The sequence below is a fragment of the Brenneria nigrifluens DSM 30175 = ATCC 13028 genome (assembly GCF_005484965.1).
Classification (GTDB): Bacteria; Pseudomonadota; Gammaproteobacteria; order Enterobacterales; family Enterobacteriaceae; genus Brenneria; species Brenneria nigrifluens.
Genome location: NZ_CP034036.1, coordinates 1346759 through 1369957 on the forward strand (window position 1 = coordinate 1346759; position 23199 = coordinate 1369957).

General features: G+C 59.2%; 19 protein-coding genes, 2 pseudogenes and 1 riboswitch. Of the genes and pseudogenes, 16 read left to right on the plus strand and 5 right to left on the minus strand.

The annotated features are described in order from the left end of the window. The first annotated feature begins 49 nt into the window (after positions 1 to 49). The 6 genes and pseudogenes from EH206_RS23330 (at position 50) to EH206_RS06210 (ending at position 5388) form a co-directional block, all read left to right on the plus strand. Entirely contained in the window at positions 50 to 619 is a 570-nt protein-coding gene (locus EH206_RS23330) for an SGNH/GDSL hydrolase family protein (protein WP_168709109.1), read from the plus strand. After that, positions 586 to 1179 (plus strand): annotated as a pseudogene (locus EH206_RS23335) (oxidoreductase); the annotation flags it as partial. The gene EH206_RS23330 and the pseudogene EH206_RS23335, both read left to right, overlap by 34 nt. A 442-nt stretch (positions 1180 to 1621) precedes the next feature. Continuing rightward, the gene (locus tag EH206_RS06195) at positions 1622 to 2398 is read left to right on the plus strand and encodes a DUF3750 domain-containing protein (protein WP_009111935.1); all 777 of its coding nucleotides are present in this window, start codon (positions 1622 to 1624) and stop codon (positions 2396 to 2398) included. Positions 2399 to 2739: 341 nt separating this feature from the next. Next, on the plus strand, positions 2740 to 3576 hold the full coding sequence (locus EH206_RS06200) for a MetQ/NlpA family ABC transporter substrate-binding protein (RefSeq protein WP_009111936.1): 837 nt from the start codon (positions 2740 to 2742) through the stop codon (positions 3574 to 3576). Further along, positions 3573 to 4754, plus strand: a complete 1182-nt coding sequence (locus tag EH206_RS23500; RefSeq protein ID WP_009111937.1) for a methionine ABC transporter ATP-binding protein — start codon at positions 3573 to 3575, stop codon at positions 4752 to 4754. Before EH206_RS06200 ends, EH206_RS23500 begins: the two co-directional genes overlap by 4 nt. Next, the gene (locus EH206_RS06210; protein ID WP_009111938.1) at positions 4726 to 5388 is read left to right on the plus strand and encodes a methionine ABC transporter permease; all 663 of its coding nucleotides are present in this window, start codon (positions 4726 to 4728) and stop codon (positions 5386 to 5388) included. Before EH206_RS23500 ends, EH206_RS06210 begins: the two co-directional genes overlap by 29 nt. 537 nt (positions 5389 to 5925) lie before the next feature. Here the strand turns inward: EH206_RS06210 and EH206_RS06215 are convergent. After that, the gene (locus tag EH206_RS06215) at positions 5926 to 6951 is read right to left on the minus strand and encodes a LacI family DNA-binding transcriptional regulator (protein ID WP_009111939.1); all 1026 of its coding nucleotides are present in this window, start codon (positions 6949 to 6951) and stop codon (positions 5926 to 5928) included. Positions 6952 to 7285: 334 nt separating this feature from the next. Between EH206_RS06215 and EH206_RS06220 the strand changes: the two genes are divergently transcribed. The 8 genes from EH206_RS06220 (at position 7286) to thiD (ending at position 15916) form a co-directional block, all read left to right on the plus strand. Beyond that, positions 7286 to 8956 carry an ABC transporter substrate-binding protein gene (locus EH206_RS06220; RefSeq protein ID WP_009111940.1) on the plus strand — a complete coding sequence of 557 codons (1671 nt, stop codon included), beginning with the start codon at positions 7286 to 7288 and terminating at the stop codon, positions 8954 to 8956. Between the two features lie 47 nt (positions 8957 to 9003). Beyond that, a complete protein-coding gene (locus tag EH206_RS06225) occupies positions 9004 to 9957 on the plus strand; it encodes an ABC transporter permease (protein ID WP_009111941.1) in 954 nt (317 codons plus the stop codon). Between the two features lie 2 nt (positions 9958 to 9959). Further along, complete coding sequence (locus EH206_RS06230) at positions 9960 to 10850, plus strand: ABC transporter permease (RefSeq protein WP_009111942.1); 891 nt, start codon at positions 9960 to 9962, stop codon at positions 10848 to 10850. A gap of 2 nt (positions 10851 to 10852) precedes the next feature. After that, entirely contained in the window at positions 10853 to 11890 is a 1038-nt protein-coding gene (locus tag EH206_RS06235) for an ABC transporter ATP-binding protein (RefSeq protein ID WP_009111943.1), read from the plus strand. Continuing rightward, a complete protein-coding gene (locus EH206_RS06240) occupies positions 11891 to 12916 on the plus strand; it encodes an ABC transporter ATP-binding protein (protein ID WP_009111944.1) in 1026 nt (341 codons plus the stop codon). Beyond that, positions 12906 to 14093, plus strand: coding sequence for an amidase (locus EH206_RS06245; protein ID WP_009111945.1), 1188 nt, complete (start codon positions 12906 to 12908; stop codon positions 14091 to 14093). Before EH206_RS06240 ends, EH206_RS06245 begins: the two co-directional genes overlap by 11 nt. A gap of 87 nt (positions 14094 to 14180) precedes the next feature. Next, a riboswitch (TPP riboswitch) is annotated at positions 14181 to 14281 on the plus strand. Between the two features lie 40 nt (positions 14282 to 14321). Then, on the plus strand, positions 14322 to 15116 hold the full coding sequence (thiM, locus tag EH206_RS06250) for a hydroxyethylthiazole kinase (protein WP_009111946.1): 795 nt from the start codon (positions 14322 to 14324) through the stop codon (positions 15114 to 15116). Further along, positions 15113 to 15916, plus strand: a complete 804-nt coding sequence (gene thiD, locus EH206_RS06255; protein ID WP_009111947.1) for a bifunctional hydroxymethylpyrimidine kinase/phosphomethylpyrimidine kinase — start codon at positions 15113 to 15115, stop codon at positions 15914 to 15916. The genes thiM and thiD overlap by 4 nt, the downstream gene beginning before the upstream one ends. Before the next feature lie 96 nt (positions 15917 to 16012). On the opposite strand, the gene fbaB is transcribed toward thiD, so the two are convergent. Then, entirely contained in the window at positions 16013 to 17062 is a 1050-nt protein-coding gene (fbaB, locus tag EH206_RS06260; protein WP_009111948.1) for a class I fructose-bisphosphate aldolase, read from the minus strand. A 447-nt stretch (positions 17063 to 17509) separates the two neighbouring features. Between fbaB and psiE the strand changes: the two genes are divergently transcribed. After that, on the plus strand, positions 17510 to 17917 hold the full coding sequence (gene psiE / locus EH206_RS06265; protein ID WP_009111949.1) for a phosphate-starvation-inducible protein PsiE: 408 nt from the start codon (positions 17510 to 17512) through the stop codon (positions 17915 to 17917). Positions 17918 to 18434: 517 nt separating this feature from the next. On the opposite strand, the gene yegS is transcribed toward psiE, so the two are convergent. Next, positions 18435 to 19334, minus strand: coding sequence for a lipid kinase YegS (yegS, locus tag EH206_RS06275; protein ID WP_009111950.1), 900 nt, complete (start codon positions 19332 to 19334; stop codon positions 18435 to 18437). Between the two features lie 307 nt (positions 19335 to 19641). Then, on the minus strand, positions 19642 to 21003 hold the full coding sequence (trhP, locus tag EH206_RS06280) for a prephenate-dependent tRNA uridine(34) hydroxylase TrhP (protein WP_009111951.1): 1362 nt from the start codon (positions 21001 to 21003) through the stop codon (positions 19642 to 19644). A gap of 382 nt (positions 21004 to 21385) precedes the next feature. On the opposite strand from trhP, the pseudogene EH206_RS06285 reads away from it, so the two are divergent. Then, positions 21386 to 22006 (plus strand): annotated as a pseudogene (locus EH206_RS06285) (Rpn family recombination-promoting nuclease/putative transposase); the annotation flags it as partial. 228 nt (positions 22007 to 22234) lie between these two features. Here the strand turns inward: EH206_RS06285 and EH206_RS06290 are convergent. Further along, positions 22235 to 23197 (minus strand): glutathione S-transferase family protein, encoded by a 963-nt coding sequence (locus EH206_RS06290; protein ID WP_009111953.1) that lies wholly within the window; start codon positions 23195 to 23197, stop codon positions 22235 to 22237. Positions 23198 to 23199 lie beyond the last annotated feature (2 nt).

Here is a 23199-nt window from a genome sequence, read left to right on the forward strand (position 1 = left end):
TGTCGTTGAGTTCATCATGTAGTGACACATTGCTACTGAATTCACTGATATGAAAAAACTCACTCAATTCTCTGGTTCCCTGATGCTGAGCGTGGCGCTTGCCGCCGGTCTATTCCCCGCCGCCGTGCGCGCCGCCGATGAACCGTCTTGGGTCGCGTCGTGGAGCGCCAGCCCTCAGCCGGTGTGGGGTACGGATTTCCTGTTTCCTCTCAATGCGCCGAGCGAACTGCATCATCAAACCGTACGCCAGATAGCGCGCGTCAGTCTGGGCGGAGAGCGGGTGCGTATCCTGCTGTCCAATGCCTATGGCCGTCAGCCGGTGACGCTGGGGAAAGCGACGCTGGCGCTGCCGGCGAAGGACGGCGCGCTGGTTGCCGACAGCCTGCGTACCCTGACGTTCGGCGGGCGGGAAACGGCGACGATCCTCCCCGGCGCAACGCTTATCAGCGATCCGGTCGCCCTGTCCGTGCCGGCGCTGGCGGCGCTGACGACGGGCTATCGTCAATTGATCGCTCAGGCGCACCGCCGCGGCGTGCGCGTTATCGGCGCTACGCTGACGCCGTTCGCCGGCGCGCTGCCCGACACGCCGTCGAACTGCACGCCGCCAACGGCTATCTGATCAATCAGTTTATCGACTCGCAGGCTAATGCGCGCACCGACGAGTACGGCGGCAGCCTGCCCAACCGCCTGCGTTTTCTGCGCGAGGTGGTGGAGGCGGTGGCCAGCGTTACCGGCGCGCAGCGTCTTGGGGTGCGGCTCGCCCCGTTGACCACCTTGCAGGGCGCCGTGGATGACACCCCGCAGGCGACCTATCTCGGCGCGGCCCGGCTACTGGACGATCTGGGCGTGGCCTATATTCATATCGCCGAGGCGGACTGGGAGGATGCGCCGGATATGCCCGCGGCGTTTAAAGAGGCGCTGCGCCTGATCTACCGCGGTACGCTGATCTACGCCGGCAAGTATACGCCGACGCGCGCCGAGCAGGCGCTGCGCAACGGCTGGGCCGACCTGATCGGCTTTGGGCGGCCGTTTATCGCCAATCCGGATCTGCCGGCGCGTTTGCGGCTGGGATTGCCGTTGAATGAACCCGACGCCAGCCGCTTTTTCGGCGGCGGGGCCGAAGGCTATACCGACTATCCCCGTGCGCGGTCGGCAGGGCGGTCGGGAGGCAAGGAATGAGTCGGCGCCGCCCCCATCCGGGCGTCTGGGCGCTGGCCGTGACGGCTTTCGCCATCGGCGCCTATCCCCCCAATAGGTTTCAAGATAGGTTAACGTAGCCGCGGCTTGAAAGAGGACGGGACAGGACACGCCATACCGGCGGCAGCTTGTCGCTGCCGCCATTCCTTTGCATTTCTTGTGATAGATTGAAAAAAAACCGTATACAGTGGCGGTATCGGATAAGGCTGTCGCGGCCAATCCGGTAATGGGATGGCGATCGCCAATAGCTTTCCTTTGAGGTTGCTGACAAAGTCGTCTGTAAGCCGGAGATACCCGGGCCTACCGTACCGAGGGGCGCTCCGGCGGCTTACGCCGCTACGGCCCCTCGCCACGCTCTCCCTAATAACAGGCTTTGTCAATGGTCTGTTCCTTTTTCATTCTTTTCATCGGGGTGACTGAATAGATGAGCTATCTCAAAGCGTTGACGGTTGTTATTGTCTGCTGCGTGTTGCTGCTGCCACTTTGGCAGAGTTATGCCAAAGCCATGCAGCGCGGAGATACCTTTACCGGCCAGAGTTGGTGGGGAACCAGGCGCGACTCCGCGGGGATGGCGCCGGATGCGGTGAAATTCCGTCAAACGGCGATAGTGCAAATCTATGCGGCGCCCGCCTACGGCTGGCGAGGGCGGGTGGCGGTGCATCCGTGGATCATCTTCAAGAAAGCCGGCGAAACCCAATACAGCCGCTATGAGGTCACCCGCTGGGGCGATGAGAATGTTATTCGTCTTAACCGCTCGATCCCCGACGGCTACTGGTATGGCGCGCGCCCGTCGTTGTTGGCGGATCATCGCGGTGCGGCGGCCGAAGCGATGATCCCGCGGATTGAGGCGGCGATCAAAAGTTATCCTTATCCCCAGACCTACCGCGCCTGGCCCGGTCCGAACAGCAATACCTTTATCGCCCATATCGGCAGGGAAGTGCCGGCGCTGAAGCTGGATATGCCGGCCAACGCCATCGGCAAAGATTACCGTGCGTTAACGCGTCCGATCGGCTTGCCCCCTTCCGGCAAGGGCGTGCAGGTTTCATTGCTGGGCGTGCTGGGTTTTACCTTGGGCGCGGAGGAGGGTATCGAGGTCAATGTGTTGGGGATTAATGTGGGTGTGGATCTCACCTCCCCGGCGCTGCGTTTGCCGTTTATCGGTCGGTTTGGCTATGACGATGCGCCAAAGAATGAAAGTTGAGAGCAAGCCAGGCTTCGCCCGAATAGCGGAATATTGACCACTATTCGAACGGCAATTATCCGCGCCATAAACGGCGCTTTTATTAAATGCAATTAATGGCAATCCTTTTTCATTTTTTTGTTTTGACTGGTCTGAACCCATCAATTACCGTCGGTAATCAATAAATACGCCGTGATTGCCGAGAGTAATGATTAGGTTGCCGCCACATATTCCTCCATAAATTTCGGGTCGCCGAAAAACCACCTGCAACTAATTCCGCGTCCGACATAACGGGGATGTTCAGAATATTATCAGCAGTCATGGCGCAGTAAAACGCTGAGTCGTAAAGAGGAAATATTATAATGAAAAATAGATACGTAAGGATGTTGAGCAAACTGTTCGCCGGCGCGATGTGCTCTTTGGCGCTAGCGGTTCAGGCCGCGGAGGTGGTGAAAATCGGCTCCACCGCCGGGGCGACGTCCGATGCCATTCTGGCCGTGGTCGATGAGGCGAAGGCGCAGGGGATCGATGTGCAACTGGTGGAATTTACCGATTGGACTTTGCCTAATGAAGCGCTGAATAACGGCGATATCGATCTGAATTTTTTCCAGCATGAGCCATTCCTGCAAAATGCCATCAAAGAACGCGGATATAAATTAAAGAATATCGGTTTTGGTTTATTGCAAAATATCGGTATCTATTCGAATAAAATAACCGATCTGAACGCGGTGCCGCAGGGCGCGAAGGTCGGTGTACCCAACGACCCGGTAAATCAGGGGCGCGCGCTGCTGCTGTTGCAGAAAGCGAATCTTGTCAAACTACGCAACGGCGAGGCCACGGACGCCACGCTGGATGACGTGACGGACAATCCGCATAAGCTGAAATTTTTCGAGATAGAAGGGCCGCAGCTGATCCGTTCCCTGCAGGATCTCGATCTCTCCATCGTCTGGCCTTCCTATTTCTTTAACGCCGGGATCCCGGAGAAAGCCAGTCAGGCGCTGCTCTATTCCGGCGTCAGCGATACCTACTACGCCATGAATTTCACCGCCCGCAGCGATCGCGCCGACGATCCGCTGTTACGGAAATTTATCAGCATTTACCAGAACTCCGCCGCGGTGCGCGATACCATCGCCAAACGCTTCAATAACGATCCCAACCTCTATGCGCTGCCCTGGCTCAAGGAGGGCGCGAAGCCATGAGTCTGGCGGGCGTGGTGATGAAAACGATACTGGATTGGGGTAAAACGGCGGCGGGCGCGCAGTCTGTCGCCGGGGCGTCCTCCGACGTATCGGCGCCGCGCGGCGCATCCGGCTCTTCGGTGACCTTTGAGCGCCTTTCCCGGGTTTACCCTTCGCCGAATAAGCCGGTACAGGCATTGACGGATATCAGTCTGACCATTCCGGCGGGGTGCATTTTCGGCATTATCGGTCGCAGCGGCGCGGGCAAGTCCAGCCTGCTGCGCACCATTAACCGTCTGGAGAGGCCGACGGTCGGCAGGGTGCTTATCGACGACGTCGATATCAGTACCCTTGATGAAAACCAACTGGTGAACCTGCGCCGCCGCGTCGGCATGATTTTTCAGCATTTCAACCTGCTGGCGGCCAGAACGGTGTGGGAGAACGTGGCGTTGCCGTTGCGGGTGGCCGACGTGCCGCAGGAACAGATCGAGCGGCGCGTGGCCGAACTGCTGGCGCTGGTGGGGCTGCAGGATAAACGCAACGTCTACCCGAGCCGCCTCTCGGGCGGGCAGAAGCAGCGGGTAGGCATTGCGCGCGCCTTGGCCACCGCGCCGGACGTGTTGCTGTGCGACGAGGCCACGTCGGCGCTGGATCCGGAAACCACCCAGTCTATTCTGCAGCTGCTGCGCGATATCAATCGGCGCCTGGGCATTACCATCGTAGTGATCACCCATGAGATGAGCGTGATCCGTGAAATAGCCGAACGGGTGCTGGTGCTGGAGCAGGGGCGCATCGCCGAGTTGGGCGAGGTCTGGCGGGTTTTCGGATCGCCGCAACACGAGGCGACGAAAGCGCTGCTGGCGCCGTTGCAGCACGGCGTACCGGATGATTTGCTGCGCCGTCTGCGGCCGCAGCCGGCGTCGAACGGCGACGGCGATCGGATTTGGCAACTCTCATACAGCGGCGAAGGAGGACTGGAGCCGGATTTCACCCGCATCGCCCAGGCGCTGCAAACGCCGGTGCGTCTGGTTTATGGCGGGATGGATCGCATTCAGGGCCATGCGCACGGACGTCTGCTGCTGGCGGCGTCGGCCGCGGCGCCGCTGCCGGATTTCACCAGCCTTACGCAGGGGCCGCAGGCCATTGCGCATCAAATTGAGGTGATTGGTTATGTTCCCTTCGCTTTCCATTCCGCCTGAACGCTATACGCAAGCGTTGGTCGATACGCTGACCATGGTCGGCGTATCGGGGAGTATCGCCTTTGTCGCCGGTATTCCGCTGGCGGTGATGCTGATTATGACCTCGCCGGGCGGCTTGGTTGCCTCTCCCCGTTTCCACCGCGTGGTGGGCGGGGTGATCAACGGTTTCCGCGCCACGCCGTTTATCGTCATGCTGGTGGCGCTGATCCCGTTTACCCGTTGGGTGGCGGGCACCACCATCGGCGTGTGGGCGGCGATTGTGCCGCTGGCTATCAGCGCCACGCCGTTTTTTGCGCGCATCGTCGAGGTTAACCTGCGTGAAGTCGATCCCGGACTCGTCGAGGCGGCCCAGGCGATGGGCTGTAAAAAATGGCATATCGTGCGTTATGTCTATTTGCCGGAAGCGCTGCCGGGGATTGTCGGCGGTTTCACCATTACGCTGGTGGCGCTTATCAGCTCGTCGGCGATGGCCGGCGCGGTGGGCGCCGGAGGGCTGGGGGATCTGGCGATCCGCTATGGCTATCAGCGCTTCGACAGTCAGGTGATGGTCATCGTTATCGCCATCCTGATCGCCATGGTGACCGTGGTGCAGCTTATCGGCGACCGCTACTCCCGCTGGCTGCGCAATCGCTAGGATGGCGCTTGCGTTAAGCTGATTATTCCTGTCGGCGCGGCCATTGCAGACGTTACTCCCGCTTCGATATGAATTTGCGCGGTGAAATATACGCCGTACCAGCAATAAACCATTGGCGCGGGGTTGTGGCGCCACCCCGCGCCATGGTTGACAACAAGATTAAAGATGGCTGCCTATGGAAAGACACCCCGACAACATCAAGGTTGATGAGATACAGACCAGCCAAAATACGTTTTTCATATAATCTCCGATGGCATCAAAAATACCTGAAGGTGAGCGGACAAATTAATTAAAACAGCGACACGCAGCCCGTTAACATAAATGCTGAAGCAATGCAGCCCAGCAGAAAAACACTTTTCATACAATCTCCTGTGGTATCGAAGATACCTGACGTTTAGTGCGTAAAATGGACAAAACAAAACCGTACGGTACAGTTTTGCATTGGCTATGCTTTAGTGTCAAGAGAACGGGGCAATTTAATTTATTATCCGGAATTGTCTGTATCGTCCGGTTTGATGCGGCGGGACGGCGCCGCCGCTAGCTCGGCCGGCACTGGCTGCTCGCCCGAACGGTCATCACCGCGGGAAAGCGGTAGGACTCGACGGGCTCTCCCGCGATGCGTTTAAGCAAGGTTTCAACCGCCAGATACCCCTGCTGGTACATGCAGGTGCTGATACTGGTCAGCGGCGTCTGTAAATGCGCGGCCAGAGGGGTATCGTTATAGCCGATAACGGCGATATCCCGCCCCGGGATCAGCCCACGGTTGCGCATGGCGCCGAACAGGCCGATCGCCAGAAAGTCATTAACCGCGAAAATGGCGCTCGGGCGCTCGGGGCGATCGAGCAAGGTCTCCCCGATGGTAAAGCCTGTCGCCGCGTCGAACGGTCCGTGGATGATATTGTCGGCGGGAATGCTGATGCCTTGCTCACGATAATAGTTCAGAAAATGGATTACGCGTTCAAGGGCGTTGCTGCTGTGGGCCTGCCCGGCGATAATGCCGACCCGCGTGTGTCCCTGCTCGAATAGATGCCGCGCGGCCATCCGCCCGCCCGCGCCGTCGTCCGAGGTGACGGAGCACAACCCCTCTTTACGGCGGCTGACCAGCACCAGCGGGATGCGCCTTTGCTCCAGTTCCAGGATAAAATCCGTGTCCGGCGTACAGTGCGCATCGCTGATGATCAAACCTTCGACGTTTCTTGCCAGCGCTTTTTCCGCCAACTGGCGCTGGCGTTGCGGGCGATCGAGGGTATTGGCGACAAAGGCGGTGTAGCCGTGTTCGCAGGCGGCGGCGTCGATGCCTTCATAAATATTCGCCAGCACGATATCGGACAGCTGCGGCACCAGCACGGCGATCTCGCGGCTATGCCGGGTTTTCAGGCTGATGGCGTGCGGGTTGGGCTGATAGCCAAGCGTGGCGGCCAATTCACGAATACGTTCGATGGTTTCCTTGGATGCCGCGCTGGCAATGCGCGCCATATCGCCATTCAGCACGCGTGAAACGGTGGAAACATGAACATTCAGCTGTTCGGCGATACTGCGCAATGTGGCGGGGCGTTTGCTCATGGGACGGCCTTGTTAAAAAAATAATCGCACGGCTTAATGGTAAAGGTACGGTGATATTTTCGGCACAAAAATATCGCAAAAGGCCACCGTCATTTGTTCGCATCGCGGGTGCTCCAGTTTGGTGAACCCTGCCCCATTTTATCGCACATGCGGTTTTTATCTTTTACCCAAACGTTTGGGTAAAACTTTAATTGGTTTTTATGCAAAAGTAACGCCTTGATAAAAAAATAAAATTGGCAATTCTCCTGGTCAAAGGGAGCATCCCTATAAAAGTTGGTACATTCATTGCCTCTGTCACTGCAAACGACTTTGCCACCGATAGGGAACCGCCGATATGTCATATAAAACAAACCGCCATTCTCCTCGTTTTGCCCGTTTGACCGCCGCCGCCGCGCTGGCGGCGTGCGCCTGGGCTCCGTTCTCCGCTTCCGCCGGCACGTTGAGTATCGCCATGACCGCCGCCGATATTCCTCTGACGCTGGGGCAGCCGGATCAAGGCTACGAAGGTAACCGTTTTACCGGGATTACGCTGTATGACGCGCTGGTGCTGTGGGATTTGTCGCAAGGCGAAAAGCCCAGCGAGCTGGTTCCGGGGTTGGCGACGGAGTGGCATGTGGATCCCCAGGACCATACCAAGTGGATTTTCAAACTGCGGCCGGAGGTTAAATTTCACGATGGCACCGCGTTTAATGCCGATGCGGTGGTGTGGAACGTCGACAAGGTACTGAATAAGGAGGCGCCGCAATACGCCCCGGCGCAGATCGGTAATACGGCGTCCCGCATGCCGACGCTGCGATCCGCGCGCAAGATTGACGATCTGACCGTGGAGCTGACCACCAGCGAGCCGGACTCCATTCTGCCGTTCAACCTTACCAATCTGTTTATCGTTTCCCCCGCCGCCTGGCAAAAAGACTTTGACGCGGTTCCGGCGGCGGTGACCGATGCCGCCGAGCGGGCCAAACAGGCCTGGGCGGCTTTCGCCTTTCATGCCGTCGGCACCGGCCCGTTCAAAATGAATAAGCTGGTGCCCAGGCAACAGCTTACGCTGGATAAAAACCCCGCCTACTGGGACCCCAAACGCATCCCGCAGGTGGATCAGGTCCTGCTCATCCCGCTGCCTGAGGCCAATGCGCGCACTGCCGCGTTGCTGTCCGGGCAGGTTGACTGGATCGAGGCCCCCGCGCCGGACGCGATGGCGCAGATTGAGAGCCGGGGTTTTAAAATTTACGCCAATTCGCAGCCGCATATCTGGCCGTGGCAGCTCTCTTTTGCGCCGGGATCCCCCTGGCTGGACAAGCGCGTGCGGCAGGCGGCGAACCTGTGCCTGAACCGCAGCGAACTTAAGTCCTACCTTGGCGGCTATATGCAGGAAGCCTCCGGCACCTATGAGCCAGGTTCGCCCTGGTATGGCAACCCCAGCTTCAAAATCCGCTATGACGAGGACGCCGCCCGCAAGCTGATGAGCGATGCCGGCTTCAGCGCCGGCAAGCCGGTGAAAGTGAAGGTGCTCACATCCGCTTCGGGTTCCGGTCAAATGCAGCCGCTTCCGATGAATGAATATATTCAGCAGAGCCTTAAGAACTGCTATTTCGACGTCAATATCGTGGTGACGGAGTGGAATACCCTGTTCAGCAGTTGGCGTCTGGGGGCCAAAGATCCGGCGGCGCAGGGGGCCGATGCGATTAACGTCAGCGCCGCGGTGATGGATCCCTTCTTCGGTATGATGCGTTTCGCCAGTGAAAAAACCTTCCCGCCGGTCTCAACCAACTGGGGCTATTTCACCACCCCGAAAATCGAGGCGCTGATCGAGAAAGCGCGCAACACCTTTGAGCCGAAAGCGCTGGACGCCGCCGCCGCCGAACTGCATCAGGAAATGGTCGATGAAACGCCCTTTTTGTACGTCGCCCACGATATGGCGCCCCGGGCGATATCGCCCGCGGTCAGCGGCGTGGTGCAGGCCCAGAGCTGGATGATCGACCTTACCTCGGTGGCGAAGAAGAACTGATCGGCGGCGTAGACGGCCATTTCTCTCTCTGAGCTGCGAGGGTTTTCATGCTTACTTATATTATTCGTCGCCTGCTGTTGGCGACGCCTATTCTGCTTGGCGTGGCGCTGGTCTGTTTTATGCTGGTGCATATGACCCCGGGCGACCCCCTGGTTTCCGTCATGCCGCCGGACGCCTCCGAAGCGCTGCGCCAGCAGCTGATCCGGGATTATGGCTTCGATAAGCCGTTGCCGGTGCAGTTCGGTCTGTGGCTGTGGCATGCGGTGCAGGGCGATCTGGGCACCTCCATCGCCAGCGGCCGTCCGGTAAGCAGCGAGGTGATGAACGCGGTGAGCTATTCGCTGCGTCTGGCGCTGCTCGCCTCGTTTATCGGATTTGTCCTGGGCAGCCTGTGCGGCTTTGTGGCGGGATATTTCCAGGATAGCTGGATCGACCGCCTTGCCTCCGCCTTTTCCATCTTTGGGGTCAGCGTGCCGCATTACTGGCTGGGCATGCTGCTGGTGATTATTTTTTCTTCCCAGCTCAACTGGCTGCCGGCAACGGGCGGCGGCCCGATGGGGGCGATGGACTGGGCCTGGGATTGGGATCATTTGAAATTTATGTTGCTGCCCGCCATCACCCTTTCGGTCATTCCCACCGGGATTATCGCGCGCACCGTGCGCGTACAGGTGGCGGAAACCCTGGCGCAGGAGTTTATCGTCGGGCTGCGCGCCAAGGGGATCGGCGAGTTCGCGCTGTTTACCCACGTGGCGAAAAACGCCGCCCCCACGGCGCTGGCGGTGATGGGGCTGCAAATTGGCTATCTGATGGGCGGCTCGATCCTGGTTGAAACCGTCTTTGCCTGGCCGGGTACCGGCCTGCTGCTCAATTCGGCGATTTTCCAGCGCGACTTACCCCTGTTGCAGGGCACCATCTGGGTGCTGGCGCTGTTCTTTGTGCTGCTCAATTTGCTGGTCGATATACTGCAAACGCTGTTTGATCCGCGCATCAAGAGGACCTGACCATGAATCTGAATCTGGCTCGTTCGGTGCCGCTGTCGGTGCCGACGGAAAAGTCGCCGGGATACTGGCGGGTGGTGCTGGGACGAGTAATGCGCGATCCTTCGGCGCTGATTGTCGGCGCGGTGATTGCATTACTGCTGGTTATGGCGCTGCTGGGACCCTGGATCGTCCACGGCGATCCCTATGCCACCTCCATGTTTAAACGTCTGAAACCCATAGGCACGCCCGGTTTCCCGCTGGGCTCCGATGAACTGGGGCGCGATATGCTTTCGCGTTTGATGCTGGGCGCGCGGCTGTCGCTGTTTATGGGGATTACCCCGGTGGTGATCGCCTTTTTTATCGGATCGACCATCGGCATTATCGCCGGTTACGCCGGAGGATGGCTGAATACGGTGATCATGCGCACCGTCGATATTTTTTATGCCTTTCCTTCCGTGTTGCTGGCCATCGCCCTCTCCGGCGCGATGGGCGCCGGGGTGGTCAACGCCTTGATCTCTCTGACGCTGGTTTTTGTGCCGCAGGTGGCGCGTATCGCCGAGAGCGTCACGACCCAGGTGCGTAACCGCGACTATATCGAGGCGGCCCGCGCGTCCGGGGCGTCGGCGTTGACCATTATCCGCACTCAGGTGCTGGGCAATGTACTGGGGCCGATCTTCGTGTTTACCACCGGGCTGATTTCGGTATCGATGATTCTGGCGTCGGGGCTCTCTTTTCTCGGCCTCGGGGTAACGCCGCCGGAACCGGAGTGGGGGTTGATGCTCAATACGCTGCGTACCGCGATTTATACCCAGCCGTGGGTGTCCGCGCTGCCTGGGGCGATGATTTTCATCACCTCGATCTCTTTTAATATTCTGGCCGACCGTCTGCGGGTGGCCATGGCGATACGGAGTTGACGATGGATAACCACGACATTGGCGGGCCGGCGCAGCCGCTGCTTATGGGGCAGAAACTGGTCAAGCATTTTCCCGTTAAAGGGGTATTGGGGAAGCGCGCGCTGGTGCGCGCGGTGGACGGCATCGATTTCGCGGTGCTGAAAGGCGAAACCCTCGGGGTGGTGGGGGAGTCGGGGTGCGGCAAATCGACCACCGCGCGCGTGCTGATGCAGTTGATTGAACAGGATGGCGGCGAGCTTATTTTCGACGGACAGTCAGTCGGAAGCCAGCCGCTGCCGCTGCGCCGTTACCGCCGTCAGGTGCAAATGGTGTTTCAGGATAGCTACTCCTCGCTCAATCCGCGCCTCACCATGGAACAGTCGGTGGCGTTCGGTCCGCTGGTGCACGGCACCGGCAAGCGGGAAGCCGGGGAGCGGGCGCGCGACCTGATGGCCCGCGTCGGGCTGGAGCCGGCGCGTTTTGCCGGACGCTACGCGCACGAACTGTCCGGCGGGCAGCGCCAACGGGTAAATATCGCCCGCGCCCTGGCGGTGGATCCGCGCCTGGTGATCCTGGATGAGGCGGTATCCGCGCTGGATAAATCGGTTGAGGCCCAGGTGATCAATCTATTGCTGGATCTGAAAGAGAGTCTGAATCTGACCTATGTGTTTATCAGCCATGATTTGCACGTGGTGCGTTATCTTTCCGACCGCATCATGGTGATGTATCTGGGGGAGGTGGTGGAAATCGGACCGGCGGAGGCGCTGTTCTCCGGGGCGCTGCATCCCTATACCCGCGCGTTGCTCAGCTCCATGCCGTCCATGGATCCCGCGCGGCGCACGCTGAGCTCCCCGCTGAGCGGCGATCCCCCCAGCCCGATCGATCCGCCGGCCGGCTGTCGTTTTCACACCCGTTGCCCCCACGCCGAGGCGGTGTGCGGACAGCGCAAACCGCGGCTGTACTCCGCGTCGGCGCGGCATTCCGCCGCCTGTCTGATGGTCGAACCCGGCGGCGGACACTCGCAGAGTCCCGCCAGCCCTATCTTTGTCAAGGAGGCCTGAATGGCGGAACAACTGATGATTGACGTTCAGGATCTCAAGGTGCGTTTCCGCCGCGGCAGCCAGACGGTATCCGCCGTCAACGGCGTGAGCCTGGCGGTGGCGCGCGGCGAAGTTCTGGCGCTGATTGGCGAGTCGGGTTCGGGGAAGAGCGTGACCCTGCGGGCCTTGATGCGTCTCCATCCTGAGCGCAGCACCGCTATCGAAGGGCGCATTCATATCGCCGGTCAGGATGTGATGGCGCTGGGTAAAAGCCAGCTGCGCGCCTTGCGCGGCCCGGTGGCGGCGATGATCTTTCAGGAGCCGTTGCTGGCGATGGATCCGGTCTATACCGTCGGCGAGCAGATTATCGAGGCGCTGCGCCAGCACCGCCCGATTTCATACGCCGAAGCGCGGATCGCCGCATTGGAGGCGTTGCGGCGGGTACGTATTCCCAGCCCTGAGCAGCGGCTTGACGCCTATCCGCACGAAATGTCCGGCGGCATGCGCCAGCGGGCGATGATCGCCCTGGCGCTGTCGTGCCAGCCGCAGCTCTTGCTGGCCGATGAACCGACCACGGCGCTGGACGCCACGGTGCAGATTCAGATTTTGATTCTGCTGCGCGAGCTACAGCAGGCGCTTGGGCTTTCCATCGTCTTTGTGACCCATGATATCGGCGCGGCCGTCGAAGTGGCCGACCGCGTCGCGGTAATGTACGGCGGGCGCATCGTCGAACAGGCGCCGCTGGATGAATTGTTGCATAATCCGCTTCACCCCTATACCCAGGTGCTGCTGAGCACCCGCCCCAAGGGGGGCCTGAAAAAAGGCGAACGGCTGGTCAGCATTCCCGGCTCGCCGCCGGATCTGACCCGCCTGCCTGCGGGATGCGCGTTTTCTCCTCGCTGTCCGCGCGCCAGCGAGCTGTGCCGCAGCCAGATACCGGCGTCCCGGCAGGTGATTGCCGGACATCAAATTAGTTGTCATCATTGGAACGACGGCGTAGAGGGGCCATCCACCGTCGTGAATTTAAGGAACCATCATGCAAGATAATGCTTTCGCTTTTATGCCCTATCCGCCGGCCGCCGTCGAGCATGCGCCTCAGGGACCGTTATCCGGTTTTACCTTTGCGGTTAAAGATCTGTTCGACGTGGCGGGGTATCCGACCGGAGGCGGTAGCCCCCACATACTCGCCATGTCGGGCATAAAACGGCGTACGGCACCGACGGTACGGCGGCTGCTGGATGCGGGGGCGGAATTCGTCGGGAAGACCCATACCAACGAGATGGCGTTTTCCATGAGCGGCAAGAATGCGCACTATGGCACGCCGCGTAACGGCGCGGCGCCGGAACGCATTCCCGGCGGGTCGTCATCGGGATCGGCGGCGGCGGTGTCCAACCGTCTGTGCGATTTCGCCCTGGGGACGGATACCGGCGGTTCGATCCGCACGCCGGCGAGTTACTGCGGTCTGTTTGGCCTGCGCCCCAGTCACGGACGGATTTCCCTGGACGATTGCCAGCCGCTGGCCCCCAGTATGGATACGGCGGGCTACTTCACCCGCGACGCCGACTTATTCGAGCGGGTGGGGGAGTGTTTGCTGGGTGAGGACGACGCCCCGCTGCCGCCACAAGCGCAATGGGTCATCAGCCATGCGCTGTTTGACCTGCTTCCCGCGGCATCGCAACAGGCGTTGCGGCCCGCGCTGGAAAGTATCAAGGACGTTGCCGGCGAACTGTCGCCGCTGTCCGGCGAGCTTCCCGCGCTGGAAGAGGCCTACTGGGCTTTCCGTTTTATCCAGGGGCGCGAGGCCTGGCTGACGCAGGGGGAAAAAATCACCCGCTACGGTTTTGCGCTGGGGCCGGACGTGGCCGGGCGTTTTGCCTGGGGCGCCGGCGTGACGGACGAGCAGTACCAGAACGCCTGTCGTGTCCGCGAGCGCTTTCGCGACGCCTGGCAGGCGCTGTTGGGCAATCGTATTCTGGTATTGCCCACGGTGCCGGATATTGCGCCGCTGCTGGACGCGCGGGACGAGGATATTGAACAGACCCGGCAGCTGTCGCACCATTTGTTGTCCATTGCCGTGCTGTGCGGCATCCCGCAGCTGAATCTGCCGCTGACGTACAAAGAGGGAGCGCCGCTGGGAATTTCGCTTATCGGACCGCGCGGCAGCGATCTGAGCCTGGTGCGCGCCGCGGCGCGCGTCGCCCGCCGCCATCTTGCCGCGCATTAAGCACAAACTTGCCGCCGCGCGGCAAATTGGCATTGTTGTCGCGGCGTTTGTTGGCGATACTGTACAGGCCTAGCCATAGGCGATGAATTACATGACTCGGGGTGCCCTGGTTTCAACCACAGGGCTGAGAAATACCCGCATTACCTGATCTGGATTATGCCAGCGTAGGGAAGTCACGGTATGCCGACCAACCGGTTACCGCCTTCTTGAACGCCGGTTGGGGGAATGATGAACGCTCGACCTGTCGATTTACCGGCTGCCCAGGCGGCGGCCTCGCTAACGCAATTTCACGCCTTGTCTCCTTTAGTGCACTGTCTCACCAACGATGTGGTGCAATCTTTCACCGCCAACGTGCTGCTGGCGTTGAATGCGTCGCCGGCGATGGTGGTGGATCCCGCCGAAGCCGCGCAGTTCAGCGCCTTGGCCGATGCGCTGCTGATCAACGTCGGCACGCTGGAGCGCCATCGCGCCGACGCCATGCTGGCGGCGGTCCACGGCGCCAATCAGTCCGCCACGCCGTGGGTGCTCGATCCGGTGGCGGTCGGCGGGCTGACTTATCGTAGCGAATTCGCCCATCAACTGCTGCAATTAAAACCGGCGGCCATTCGCGGCAACGCCTCCGAAATCATGGCGTTGGCCGGACTGGGCGCGCGCAGTCGCGGCGTGGACAGCGCCGACGATTCCCATAGCGCGCTGTCCGCCGCCCGCGGGCTGGCCCGCAGGTTCTCCACCGTTGTCGCGGTGACCGGCGAAGTGGACTACGTAACGAACGGTTCTTTTGACTGGGCGATCAGCGGCGGGGATAAAATCATGACCCGCGTGGTGGGAACCGGCTGCGCATTGTCCGCGGTGGTCGCCGCTTTCTGCGCGCTGAAGGGCGATCGCTTATGCCACGTGGCGGCGGCCTGTTACGTGATGTCGCTGGCCGGGCAGCGGGCCGCGCGCCAGGCCCAGGGGCCGGGGAGTTTTATTCCGGCCTTTCTTGACGCTCTCTATGGCCTGCGCGGGGAGGATCTGGCATGAAACGAATCAATGCGTTAACCATTGCCGGCACCGACCCCAGCGGCGGGGCGGGCATTCAGGCCGATCTGAAAACGTTCTCGGCGCTGGGGGCTTACGGCGCCACGGTGATTACCGCGCTGGTGGCGCAGAATACGCGCGGCGTGCAGTCGGTCTACCGCATTGAGCCGGATTTTGTCGCGGCCCAGCTTGATTCTGTGCTGAGCGATGTGCGCATCGACAGCGCCAAGATCGGCATGCTGGCGCAGGCTGATATCGTTGACGCGGTGGCTGAGCGTTTGCGTCATTACGCGGTGCCCCATGTGGTGCTCGACACGGTGATGCTGGCAAAAAGCGGCGATCCGCTGCTCTCGCCCGACGCGGTGGCGTCGATCCGCCGTTTATTGCTGCCGCAGGTATCCATCATTACGCCTAACCTGCCGGAAGCGGCAGCTCTGCTTGATTGCGCGCCGGCCGTGAACGAGCGGGAAATGCGCCAGCAGGGGCAGGCGTTGCTGGATATGGGGTGTCAGGCGGTGCTGATGAAAGGCGGTCATCTGAGCGAGGAGGAGAGCCCGGACTGGCTGTTTAGCCGCAACGCGGCGCCGCAGCGTTTTACCTCTCCCCGCGTCAAAACCCGCCATACCCACGGCACCGGATGCACCCTGTCCGCCGCGCTGGCGGCGCTGCGGCCGCGTCATGCCGACTGGCCGGAGACGGTCGCGGCGGCGAAAAATTATCTGCAAAAAGCGCTTGAGCAGGCCGATACGCTGGAAGTGGGGCAGGGGATAGGCCCGGTGCATCATTTCCATGCCTGGTGGTGATGGCGGGCGAAGTTAAAGGCGCGCGGCGCTAGCCTGGCTGTTAGGTGATTGTCCGGCCGTGCGGGCTGAACCGCCGACCGGACAATCTCCGACGGACTAGGCGATGGTAATGCTCTTATCGAGATAGGTATCCTGCACGGCGTTGATCAGCGCCACCCCTTCCCGCAGGGATTTTTTAAACGCCTTGCGCCCGAGGATCAGGCCCATGCCGCCGGCGCGTTTATTGATCACCGCGGTACGCACGGATTCCTGCAGATCGTTATCGCCGGCGGCGCCGCCGGAGTTGATAAGCCCGGCGCGGCCCAGATAGCAGTTGGCCAGTTGATAGCGCACCAGATCGATCGGGTGATCGGTGGTCAGTTTGTCGTAGACGCGGTCGTCGGTATAGCCGAATTTGACGGCGCGATAGCCGCCGTTGTTTTCCGCCATTTTCTGCTTCACGATATCGGCGCCGATGGTGGCGGCAAGATGGTTGGCCTGGCCGGTGAGATCGGCGCTGGCGTGGTAGTCTACGCCATCTTTTTTGAAGTCGGAGTTGCGCAGATAGGCCCACAGCACGGTGACCATGCCCAGTTCGTGGGCGCGTTCGAACGCGCTTGAGACTTCTTCGATCTGGCGGCGCGACTGTTCAGAGCCGAAATAGATGGTGGCGCCCACGGCGACCGCCCCCAGATTGAACGCCTGCTCAACGCTGGCGTACAGCGTCTGGTCGTACTGGGTGGGATAACTCAGGGTTTCGTTGTGGTTGAGCTTGACCAGAAACGGGATCTTGTGCACGTAGCGGCGCGAAACCGCAGCCAGTACGCCATAGGTGGACGCCACGCAGTTACAGCCCGCTTCGATCGCCAGTTCAACGATATTTTTGGGGTCGAAATAGATCGGGTTGGCGGCGAAGGACGCGCCGGCGGAGTGCTCGACCCCCTGATCGACCGGTAAGATGGACAGATAGCCGGTGCCGGCCAGCCGGCCGTGGTTGAACAGCGTTTGCATCGAGCGCAGCACGCCGTTGGGGCGATTGTTATCGATCATCACCCGATCGACGAAGTCGGCGCCCGGAAGGTAGAGGTTTTCAGCGGGGATGGTGGTACAGCGGTGTTGCAACAGATCTTCCGCTTCCTTACCTAATAACTGTGCAATATCAGTCATGATTGACTCCTGGTTTGGCTTTTCCTTATCGCCGTCTCAGGTGATTTCGCTTGTTATTCTGAGTTTGTAGCCATTATGCGGACCCTGCGTCTGCTCCAGGATCAATGGTTACGGCGCAATGAAAAAGCGGTGATTGAGGTCGCTAAGACAGGATGAACGACATCCTGACGATCGAAACAATAGATGCGATCGTCGATAAATGCCATTTTGCGCCACACATTATCCACGGCGGCGGGCGGTTTTGTGAAACATCTCAAGGGTTGAACGCCCGTGCTCGGCGCAGCGGGCTATCAGCCAATCCCGCAACCTGAAATATGCAGCGGCGATATGCGGTTGCGCTCTCGTTAATTTTGCTTATAAATAAGCAGGTTGTCTCCCTGATGATGAATAAGGGTGGTAACCTGTGAACGATAAGGCATGACGGATAGTAATTAGAGGAAAGTAAGTATGGCGGGTTCAACGCGCAGCATTATGGTTTCAAACGGACTTCAGACGATACTCAATATCGGACTGCTGATATTGGCGACCATTCTGGTGATCTTTCTGGGGAAGGAAACCTACCATTTGGCGCAGGTGCTGCTGGTCACCAATGAGAAAGAGTCGTCCTATCAGCTGATTGAAAGCATCGTCATCTACTTTCTCTACTTCGAGTTTATCGCGCTGATCGTCAAGTATTTTCAATCGGGATACCATTTTCCGCTGCGCTATTTTGTCTATATCGGCATCACGGCGATTATCCGGCTGATTATCGTCGATCACAAAAATCCCATCGATACGCTGATTTACGCCGCCTCCATCCTGCTGTTGGTGATTACGCTCTATCTGGCGAACAGTAATCGCCTGAGGCGCGAATAGTTCTCGGCTGACCCCACCCCGACCCACCCCTTCGCAGGGGCTGTCTCTTAGTCACATATTTACTGTTAACGGTATATGTGAGTTCAGCGCTATTTCGTGCGCTAGAAGGGCGTCATTTCTCTGCTATGTCGCAGCACGCGCCCGACGCAGGGTGGTTCAAGCGCCACCACCCTCCGGACCCGGGCTTGTGGCTGAAATCACGTCGCTGACGCGATGCCTTCGGCGGTCGCCCCCTTCCCCGAACCGCCAGTGACGGAATACTCGTCTCATCCCTGAGACTCGCCCTACCGGGCCAGCGCGGCACTGGCTTGCGCCGCTTCCCTGCGGCGCATTCGCGGGGTCGTCCACCTCAGCGTGATTTCTTACGCCGACGAAAAGCAAAAAACAAAGAACCAAGAATGAACCCAAGACCAGAATACACATGGCCTCTAGAGGTTCCTTGGATTTGTGTATAAGAGACAGCTGACAAGGGGGAGGCCGGGAGGGGGGGAGCGGCAGGCGTCGCTGGGGCGGTGATTCACCCCAGCAGCGCGCACTGCGGCGGCAGATGACAACGGATGGCCGCCGGGATCACTTCGATACGAAAACGATTCGCCTTGAGCGGTTCGCCGTCCAGATTAAACGTCATCTCATCGGGGGCGGTAATTTCCAGCCAGGGCAGGGTGGCGGAAATCAGATTCTGGTTTTCGCCGTCGGTAAACCAGGCCTGCAGCATATTGGGCAACAGCTCCTGCGCCGACAGGATGCGCAGTTCCAGCAGACCGTCATTGATTAATCCATCCGGGCAGAGCAACTGACCACCGCCGGCCTGACGGCCGTTTCCCACCGCAATGACCAGCGTGTCTCCCGACCAGTTGAAGTCCGGCCCGCGAATTTCGCAGCGTTCCGCTTGCAGCATATCCATGCGCAGCAGCGCGTGCAGAATATAGGACGCGCCGCCGAGCGCCGATTTCATTCTCGCCGGGGTTTCGGTGGTAATACGGGTAGCGAATCCGCCGGTCGCCATATTGATGAAATAGTGCTCGTCATTCACTTTCGCCAAGTCAATGGCGCAGGCCCGGCCTTTGACGGCCAGCGTCAGGGCGTTGCGCAGGTCGAGGGGAATCTGGCAACTGGTGGCGAAATCGTTGGCGGTTCCCAACGGGATAATCCCCAGACAAGGGCGTGCCGTCGCGGGCTGAACCGCCAGCGCGCCGGCAACTTCATTGATTGTGCCGTCGCCCCCGGCGGCGATGACGTTCTCCACTTTTAGCCGGGCGGCTTCCTCTACATAGCGCCGCGCGTCGCCAAACTCCCAGGTTACTCTGACGAGCAGCCGGTATCCATCCTGACGTAGCAGCTCAATTGCCTGACGAAGTTCCTCATTATCCGCGCTTTTTCCATTCAGAATGAGCAGCGTGGCTGGGGGCTGAACCATGGTGTTCTCCATATTCGGTATTGCTGATGACATGCCGGATGCTCAATGCCCTCTAATCATAGTGACTAAATACCCGGGCCGATATCGGAAGATTCGGTGAACGGGGAGGAAAAGGTGGGAAGCCGGAAAAGAAAAAGCCAGCTCAAGGGAGATTGAGCTGGCCAAGGAGGTGGTTCCTAGTAGTATCACTACGCTTATTTTTCGTTCTATATTTTCTCAGCGTCGCCATAGTAACCACAAGTCCGCGTCATTGATGTGATCTGATTCTAATATTTGTCAAAAGCCACATCATTTGTGGAACATTCCGCTATTTTTTATGGGGGTTTCGTGTTGTGGTGCCCGGCAAATTGCGCAACAGCAGCGCGTATTGCAGATCGATTTCCTCAGGCATCGGCAAATAGACGATGTGTCCGTTGCCCGGCGCGACGTCGGTCGCCTGCCCTTTGGCGTTCTGCATCGCTTCAATGGTGAATTGAACATTTCCGCCCGGCGTCATCATTTCCACGCTGTCGCCGCAGGAGAATTTGTTTTTCACCGCCACTTCCGCCAGCCCGTTGCGGCGCTCGCCGGTGAATTCGCCGACGAACTGCTGGCGGTCGGATACCGAATAGCCGTAGTCGTAATTCTGGTGATCCTCATGCACATGGCGGCGCAGGAAACCTTCGGTGTAGCCGCGGTGGGCCAGCCCTTCCAGCGTTTGCAGCAGGGTGGGATCAAAGGGTTTGCCGGCGACGGCGTCATCGATGGCGCGGCGGTATACCTGCGCGGTGCGCGCGCAGTAGTAAAACGACTTGGTGCGGCCTTCGATCTTCAGCGAATGCACCTGCATCTGCGTCAGGCGCTCCACGTGCTGAATGGCGCGCAGGTCGCGCGAGTTCATGATATAGGTGCCGTGTTCGTCCTCAAAGGCGCTCATATATTCGCCGGGGCGCTGGCTTTCTTCCAGCATAAAGACTCTATCGGTGGGTTCGCCGATGCCCAGCGTCGGCTCGACGTTTTTTACCGCGATGGGTTCATGCTGATGAACGATATTGCCGACTTCATCCTCTTTCCCTTCCTGCACCTTGTATTCCCAGCGGCAGGCGTTGGTGCAGGTTCCCTGATTAGGGTCGCGTTTGTTGATATAGCCGGAAAGCAGGCAGCGGCCGGAATAAGCCATGCACAGCGCGCCGTGGACGAAAATCTCCAGCTCCATCTCCGGCACCTGGCTGCGGATCTCGGCGATCTCCTCCAGCGACAGCTCGCGGGAGAGGATCACCCGGCTCAGCCCCATTTGCTGCCAGAATTTCACCGTCGCCCAGTTTACCGCGTTAGCCTGCACGGAGAGGTGGATCGGCATCTGCGGAAAGTTTTCCCGCACCAGCATAATCAGCCCCGGATCGGACATAATCAGCGCATCCGGCCCCATCTCGACCACCGGTTGCAGGTCGCGCAGGAAGGTTTTCAGCTTGGCGTTATGCGGCGCGATATTCACCACCACATAGAATTTTTTACCCAGCTCATGGGCTTCATTGATGGCCTGCGCCAGCGTCTGGTGGTTGAATTCGTTATTGCGCACCCGCAGGCTGTAGCGGGGTTGACCGGCATAAATGGCGTCGGCGCCATAGGCAAAGGCGTAACGCATATTTTTCAGCGTACCGGCCGGAGAAAGAAGTTCCGGTTTAAACATTGCTTGCTGTCTCTCGATTCTGATTACAAGTCAGGCTGCACCCGATGGGAGCAGTAAAGGCGGGGATTCTAGCGCTTATAAAGGGAAAAAGCAGCAGACGGCCTACAAAAAGTAGGCCTATTGAGCGCGTTGACAAAGTAGCCATTGGTAATAGCGACTCCAAATCCGTCGTTCCTGCGTACAAAAACATCGGGAATCTGAGAGAGCCCCCCAAAATCTATCCTCCTGATAAATTCCCTCAATAATAACAGGGATTGCCGCCATCAGAGCCAGCAAGGTCTCGCACTCTGTTTCCGGCATCCCTTCCTTCCTCAATATTTTGAATTTGGCGATTAATTAGATCGTGGAATGTTATAAATGTTTCTGCCCGCCACCCTCTGGGCCGTTGCTGTTCTATCAGGGAGAACGCAGCCCGTATCCGTACAGCCTGCGTTGGCTGGATGCATTTGATGATCCTGTGCTGGCGACCCGGATATACAGTAAGGATTTTCCGCTGATTGACCTCACCGTGACTTCAGATGAAGAGATTAAAACCCACCGGCGGGCGGCGTTGCTGGAATTGGTGCAAAAACATATCCGTACGCGGGATATGCTGGAACTGGCGCGAGACATCGGGTTATTATTTGAGCGCTGGCAGGTGCCGTTGATGCAGAAGCGGGCGTTGCTGTATTACATCGCGCAAACCGGCAATACATCCAGACCAGCCGATTTTATCGAAATGGTGGCGGAGCCGTTGTCAACGGATCGGGAGGAGATAATGACGATTGCACAGCAGCTGAAACAGATTGGATTTGAAGAAGGGATGCAGGCCGGAGTAATACAGGGAAGAGAGCAAGGCATAGAGCAAGGAATGAAAACCAGTGCGCGGCAGATTGCGCGCCAGTTACTGCTGACCGGCATGGCGCGCGAGCAGGTGCAGCAAATCACCCGGCTTTCCGACGAGGAGATGGCGCAGTTGGCGCTCTCCGCTAACATCCAAGATGATTTATCAGATAATGCTTAATTATTTTCTCGGGATTCCTCAGATCGGGAATGCTTTTGAACACCGCTTGCGGTGGCCCGCAGGGCGAGTCCCAGGAATATGGGGCGAGTGACCAGGAATCTTCTTGATATCAATGTATTAGCTGAAAGCAGATCCCCGACTACCGCCGCGGGGATGACCGGTGGTGGTATTTCGGAGATGACTATGCCGGAGTGGGGTTGTCAACAATCTCCTATTGGGCGAGTTTCCTCAGCGGGCGACGGCAACCACGGATTCGCCCAGCGCCGCGCGGTTATGCGGACGCTGTAAGTCGACGAGCGGGCCCAGCGGCACGATACCGGTCGGGTTCAGCCACAGAATGCCGTAATAACCGGCTTTGATATGGTCGATATTGACGGTCTCTTTAACGCCCGGCCACTGGTAAAGTTCGCGCAGGTAGTTCGATAGATGGGGGTAATCTTCGATACGGCGCAGATTGCACTTGAAGGCGCCATGATAGGCCACGTCAAAACGGATTAAGGTCACGAACAGGCGCCAGTCGGCTTCCGTCAGCGTATTGCCGGCGATATAGCGGTGCGTCGCCAGATGCGCCTCGACCTTATCCAGAGTGGCGAACAGCGTGGTGAACGCCTGGTTATAGCTCGCCTGCGTTTTGGCGAAGCCGGTTTTGTATACGCCGTTGTTGATGCCGTGGTAAATGGTTTCATTCCAGCGGTCTATCTCGCCGCGCAGCGCCGGCGGGTAGAAATCCAGCCGGTTGTCCGTCAGCGCATTAAAGCCGTCGTTCAGGATACGGATGATATCCGCCGACTCATTGTTGGCGATGCGTCCTTCCAGACGATCCCACAGTACCGGCACCGATACTTTTCCGCTGTAGCGTTTATCCGTGGCGGTATACAGCTGATGGAGAAAACGGATTGGGCCGACGCGCTCGCCCGCATCCTGCGGCGTGCTGAACTCCCAGCCGTTCTCCGCTATGCGCGGCTGCGCAACGGACAACTGAACGATCTCTTCCAGCCCTTTCAGCTTGCGGAAGATTAACGTACGCGAGGCCCAGGGGCAGAGATAAGAGACGAACAACTGGTAGCGGCCTTTTTCCGCGACGACCCTGGTCTGGCGGAATGTTGTCTCCTCGCGGTGAAATGCCCCGTTCTTGATCTCTTCCGCCGCCACATCGCCGTTAACCCATTTTCCATCCACTAAACCTGACATCT

What these genes read in the sequence shown, in the direction of transcription:
- thiM (WP_009111946.1), top strand. Translation starts at nt 14,322, where the DNA reads ATGAACGCTCGACCTGTCGATTTACCGGCTGCCCAGGCGGCGGCCTCG.
- EH206_RS23500 (WP_009111937.1), top strand. Translation starts at nt 3,573, where the DNA reads ATGAGTCTGGCGGGCGTGGTGATGAAAACGATACTGGATTGGGGTAAA.
- thiD (WP_009111947.1), top strand. Translation starts at nt 15,113, where the DNA reads ATGAAACGAATCAATGCGTTAACCATTGCCGGCACCGACCCCAGCGGC.
- EH206_RS06240 (WP_009111944.1), top strand. Translation starts at nt 11,891, where the DNA reads ATGGCGGAACAACTGATGATTGACGTTCAGGATCTCAAGGTGCGTTTC.
- yegS (WP_009111950.1), bottom strand. Translation starts at nt 19,334, where the DNA reads ATGGTTCAGCCCCCAGCCACGCTGCTCATTCTGAATGGAAAAAGCGCG.
- EH206_RS23330 (WP_168709109.1), top strand. Translation starts at nt 50, where the DNA reads ATGAAAAAACTCACTCAATTCTCTGGTTCCCTGATGCTGAGCGTGGCG.
- psiE (WP_009111949.1), top strand. Translation starts at nt 17,510, where the DNA reads ATGGCGGGTTCAACGCGCAGCATTATGGTTTCAAACGGACTTCAGACG.
- EH206_RS06235 (WP_009111943.1), top strand. Translation starts at nt 10,853, where the DNA reads ATGGATAACCACGACATTGGCGGGCCGGCGCAGCCGCTGCTTATGGGG.
- EH206_RS06220 (WP_009111940.1), top strand. Translation starts at nt 7,286, where the DNA reads ATGTCATATAAAACAAACCGCCATTCTCCTCGTTTTGCCCGTTTGACC.
- EH206_RS06210 (WP_009111938.1), top strand. Translation starts at nt 4,726, where the DNA reads ATGTTCCCTTCGCTTTCCATTCCGCCTGAACGCTATACGCAAGCGTTG.
- trhP (WP_009111951.1), bottom strand. Translation starts at nt 21,003, where the DNA reads ATGTTTAAACCGGAACTTCTTTCTCCGGCCGGTACGCTGAAAAATATG.
- EH206_RS06245 (WP_009111945.1), top strand. Translation starts at nt 12,906, where the DNA reads ATGCAAGATAATGCTTTCGCTTTTATGCCCTATCCGCCGGCCGCCGTC.
- EH206_RS06215 (WP_009111939.1), bottom strand. Translation starts at nt 6,951, where the DNA reads ATGAGCAAACGCCCCGCCACATTGCGCAGTATCGCCGAACAGCTGAAT.
- EH206_RS06195 (WP_009111935.1), top strand. Translation starts at nt 1,622, where the DNA reads ATGAGCTATCTCAAAGCGTTGACGGTTGTTATTGTCTGCTGCGTGTTG.
- EH206_RS06290 (WP_009111953.1), bottom strand. Translation starts at nt 23,197, where the DNA reads ATGTCAGGTTTAGTGGATGGAAAATGGGTTAACGGCGATGTGGCGGCG.
- EH206_RS06225 (WP_009111941.1), top strand. Translation starts at nt 9,004, where the DNA reads ATGCTTACTTATATTATTCGTCGCCTGCTGTTGGCGACGCCTATTCTG.
- fbaB (WP_009111948.1), bottom strand. Translation starts at nt 17,062, where the DNA reads ATGACTGATATTGCACAGTTATTAGGTAAGGAAGCGGAAGATCTGTTG.
- EH206_RS06230 (WP_009111942.1), top strand. Translation starts at nt 9,960, where the DNA reads ATGAATCTGAATCTGGCTCGTTCGGTGCCGCTGTCGGTGCCGACGGAA.
- EH206_RS06200 (WP_009111936.1), top strand. Translation starts at nt 2,740, where the DNA reads ATGAAAAATAGATACGTAAGGATGTTGAGCAAACTGTTCGCCGGCGCG.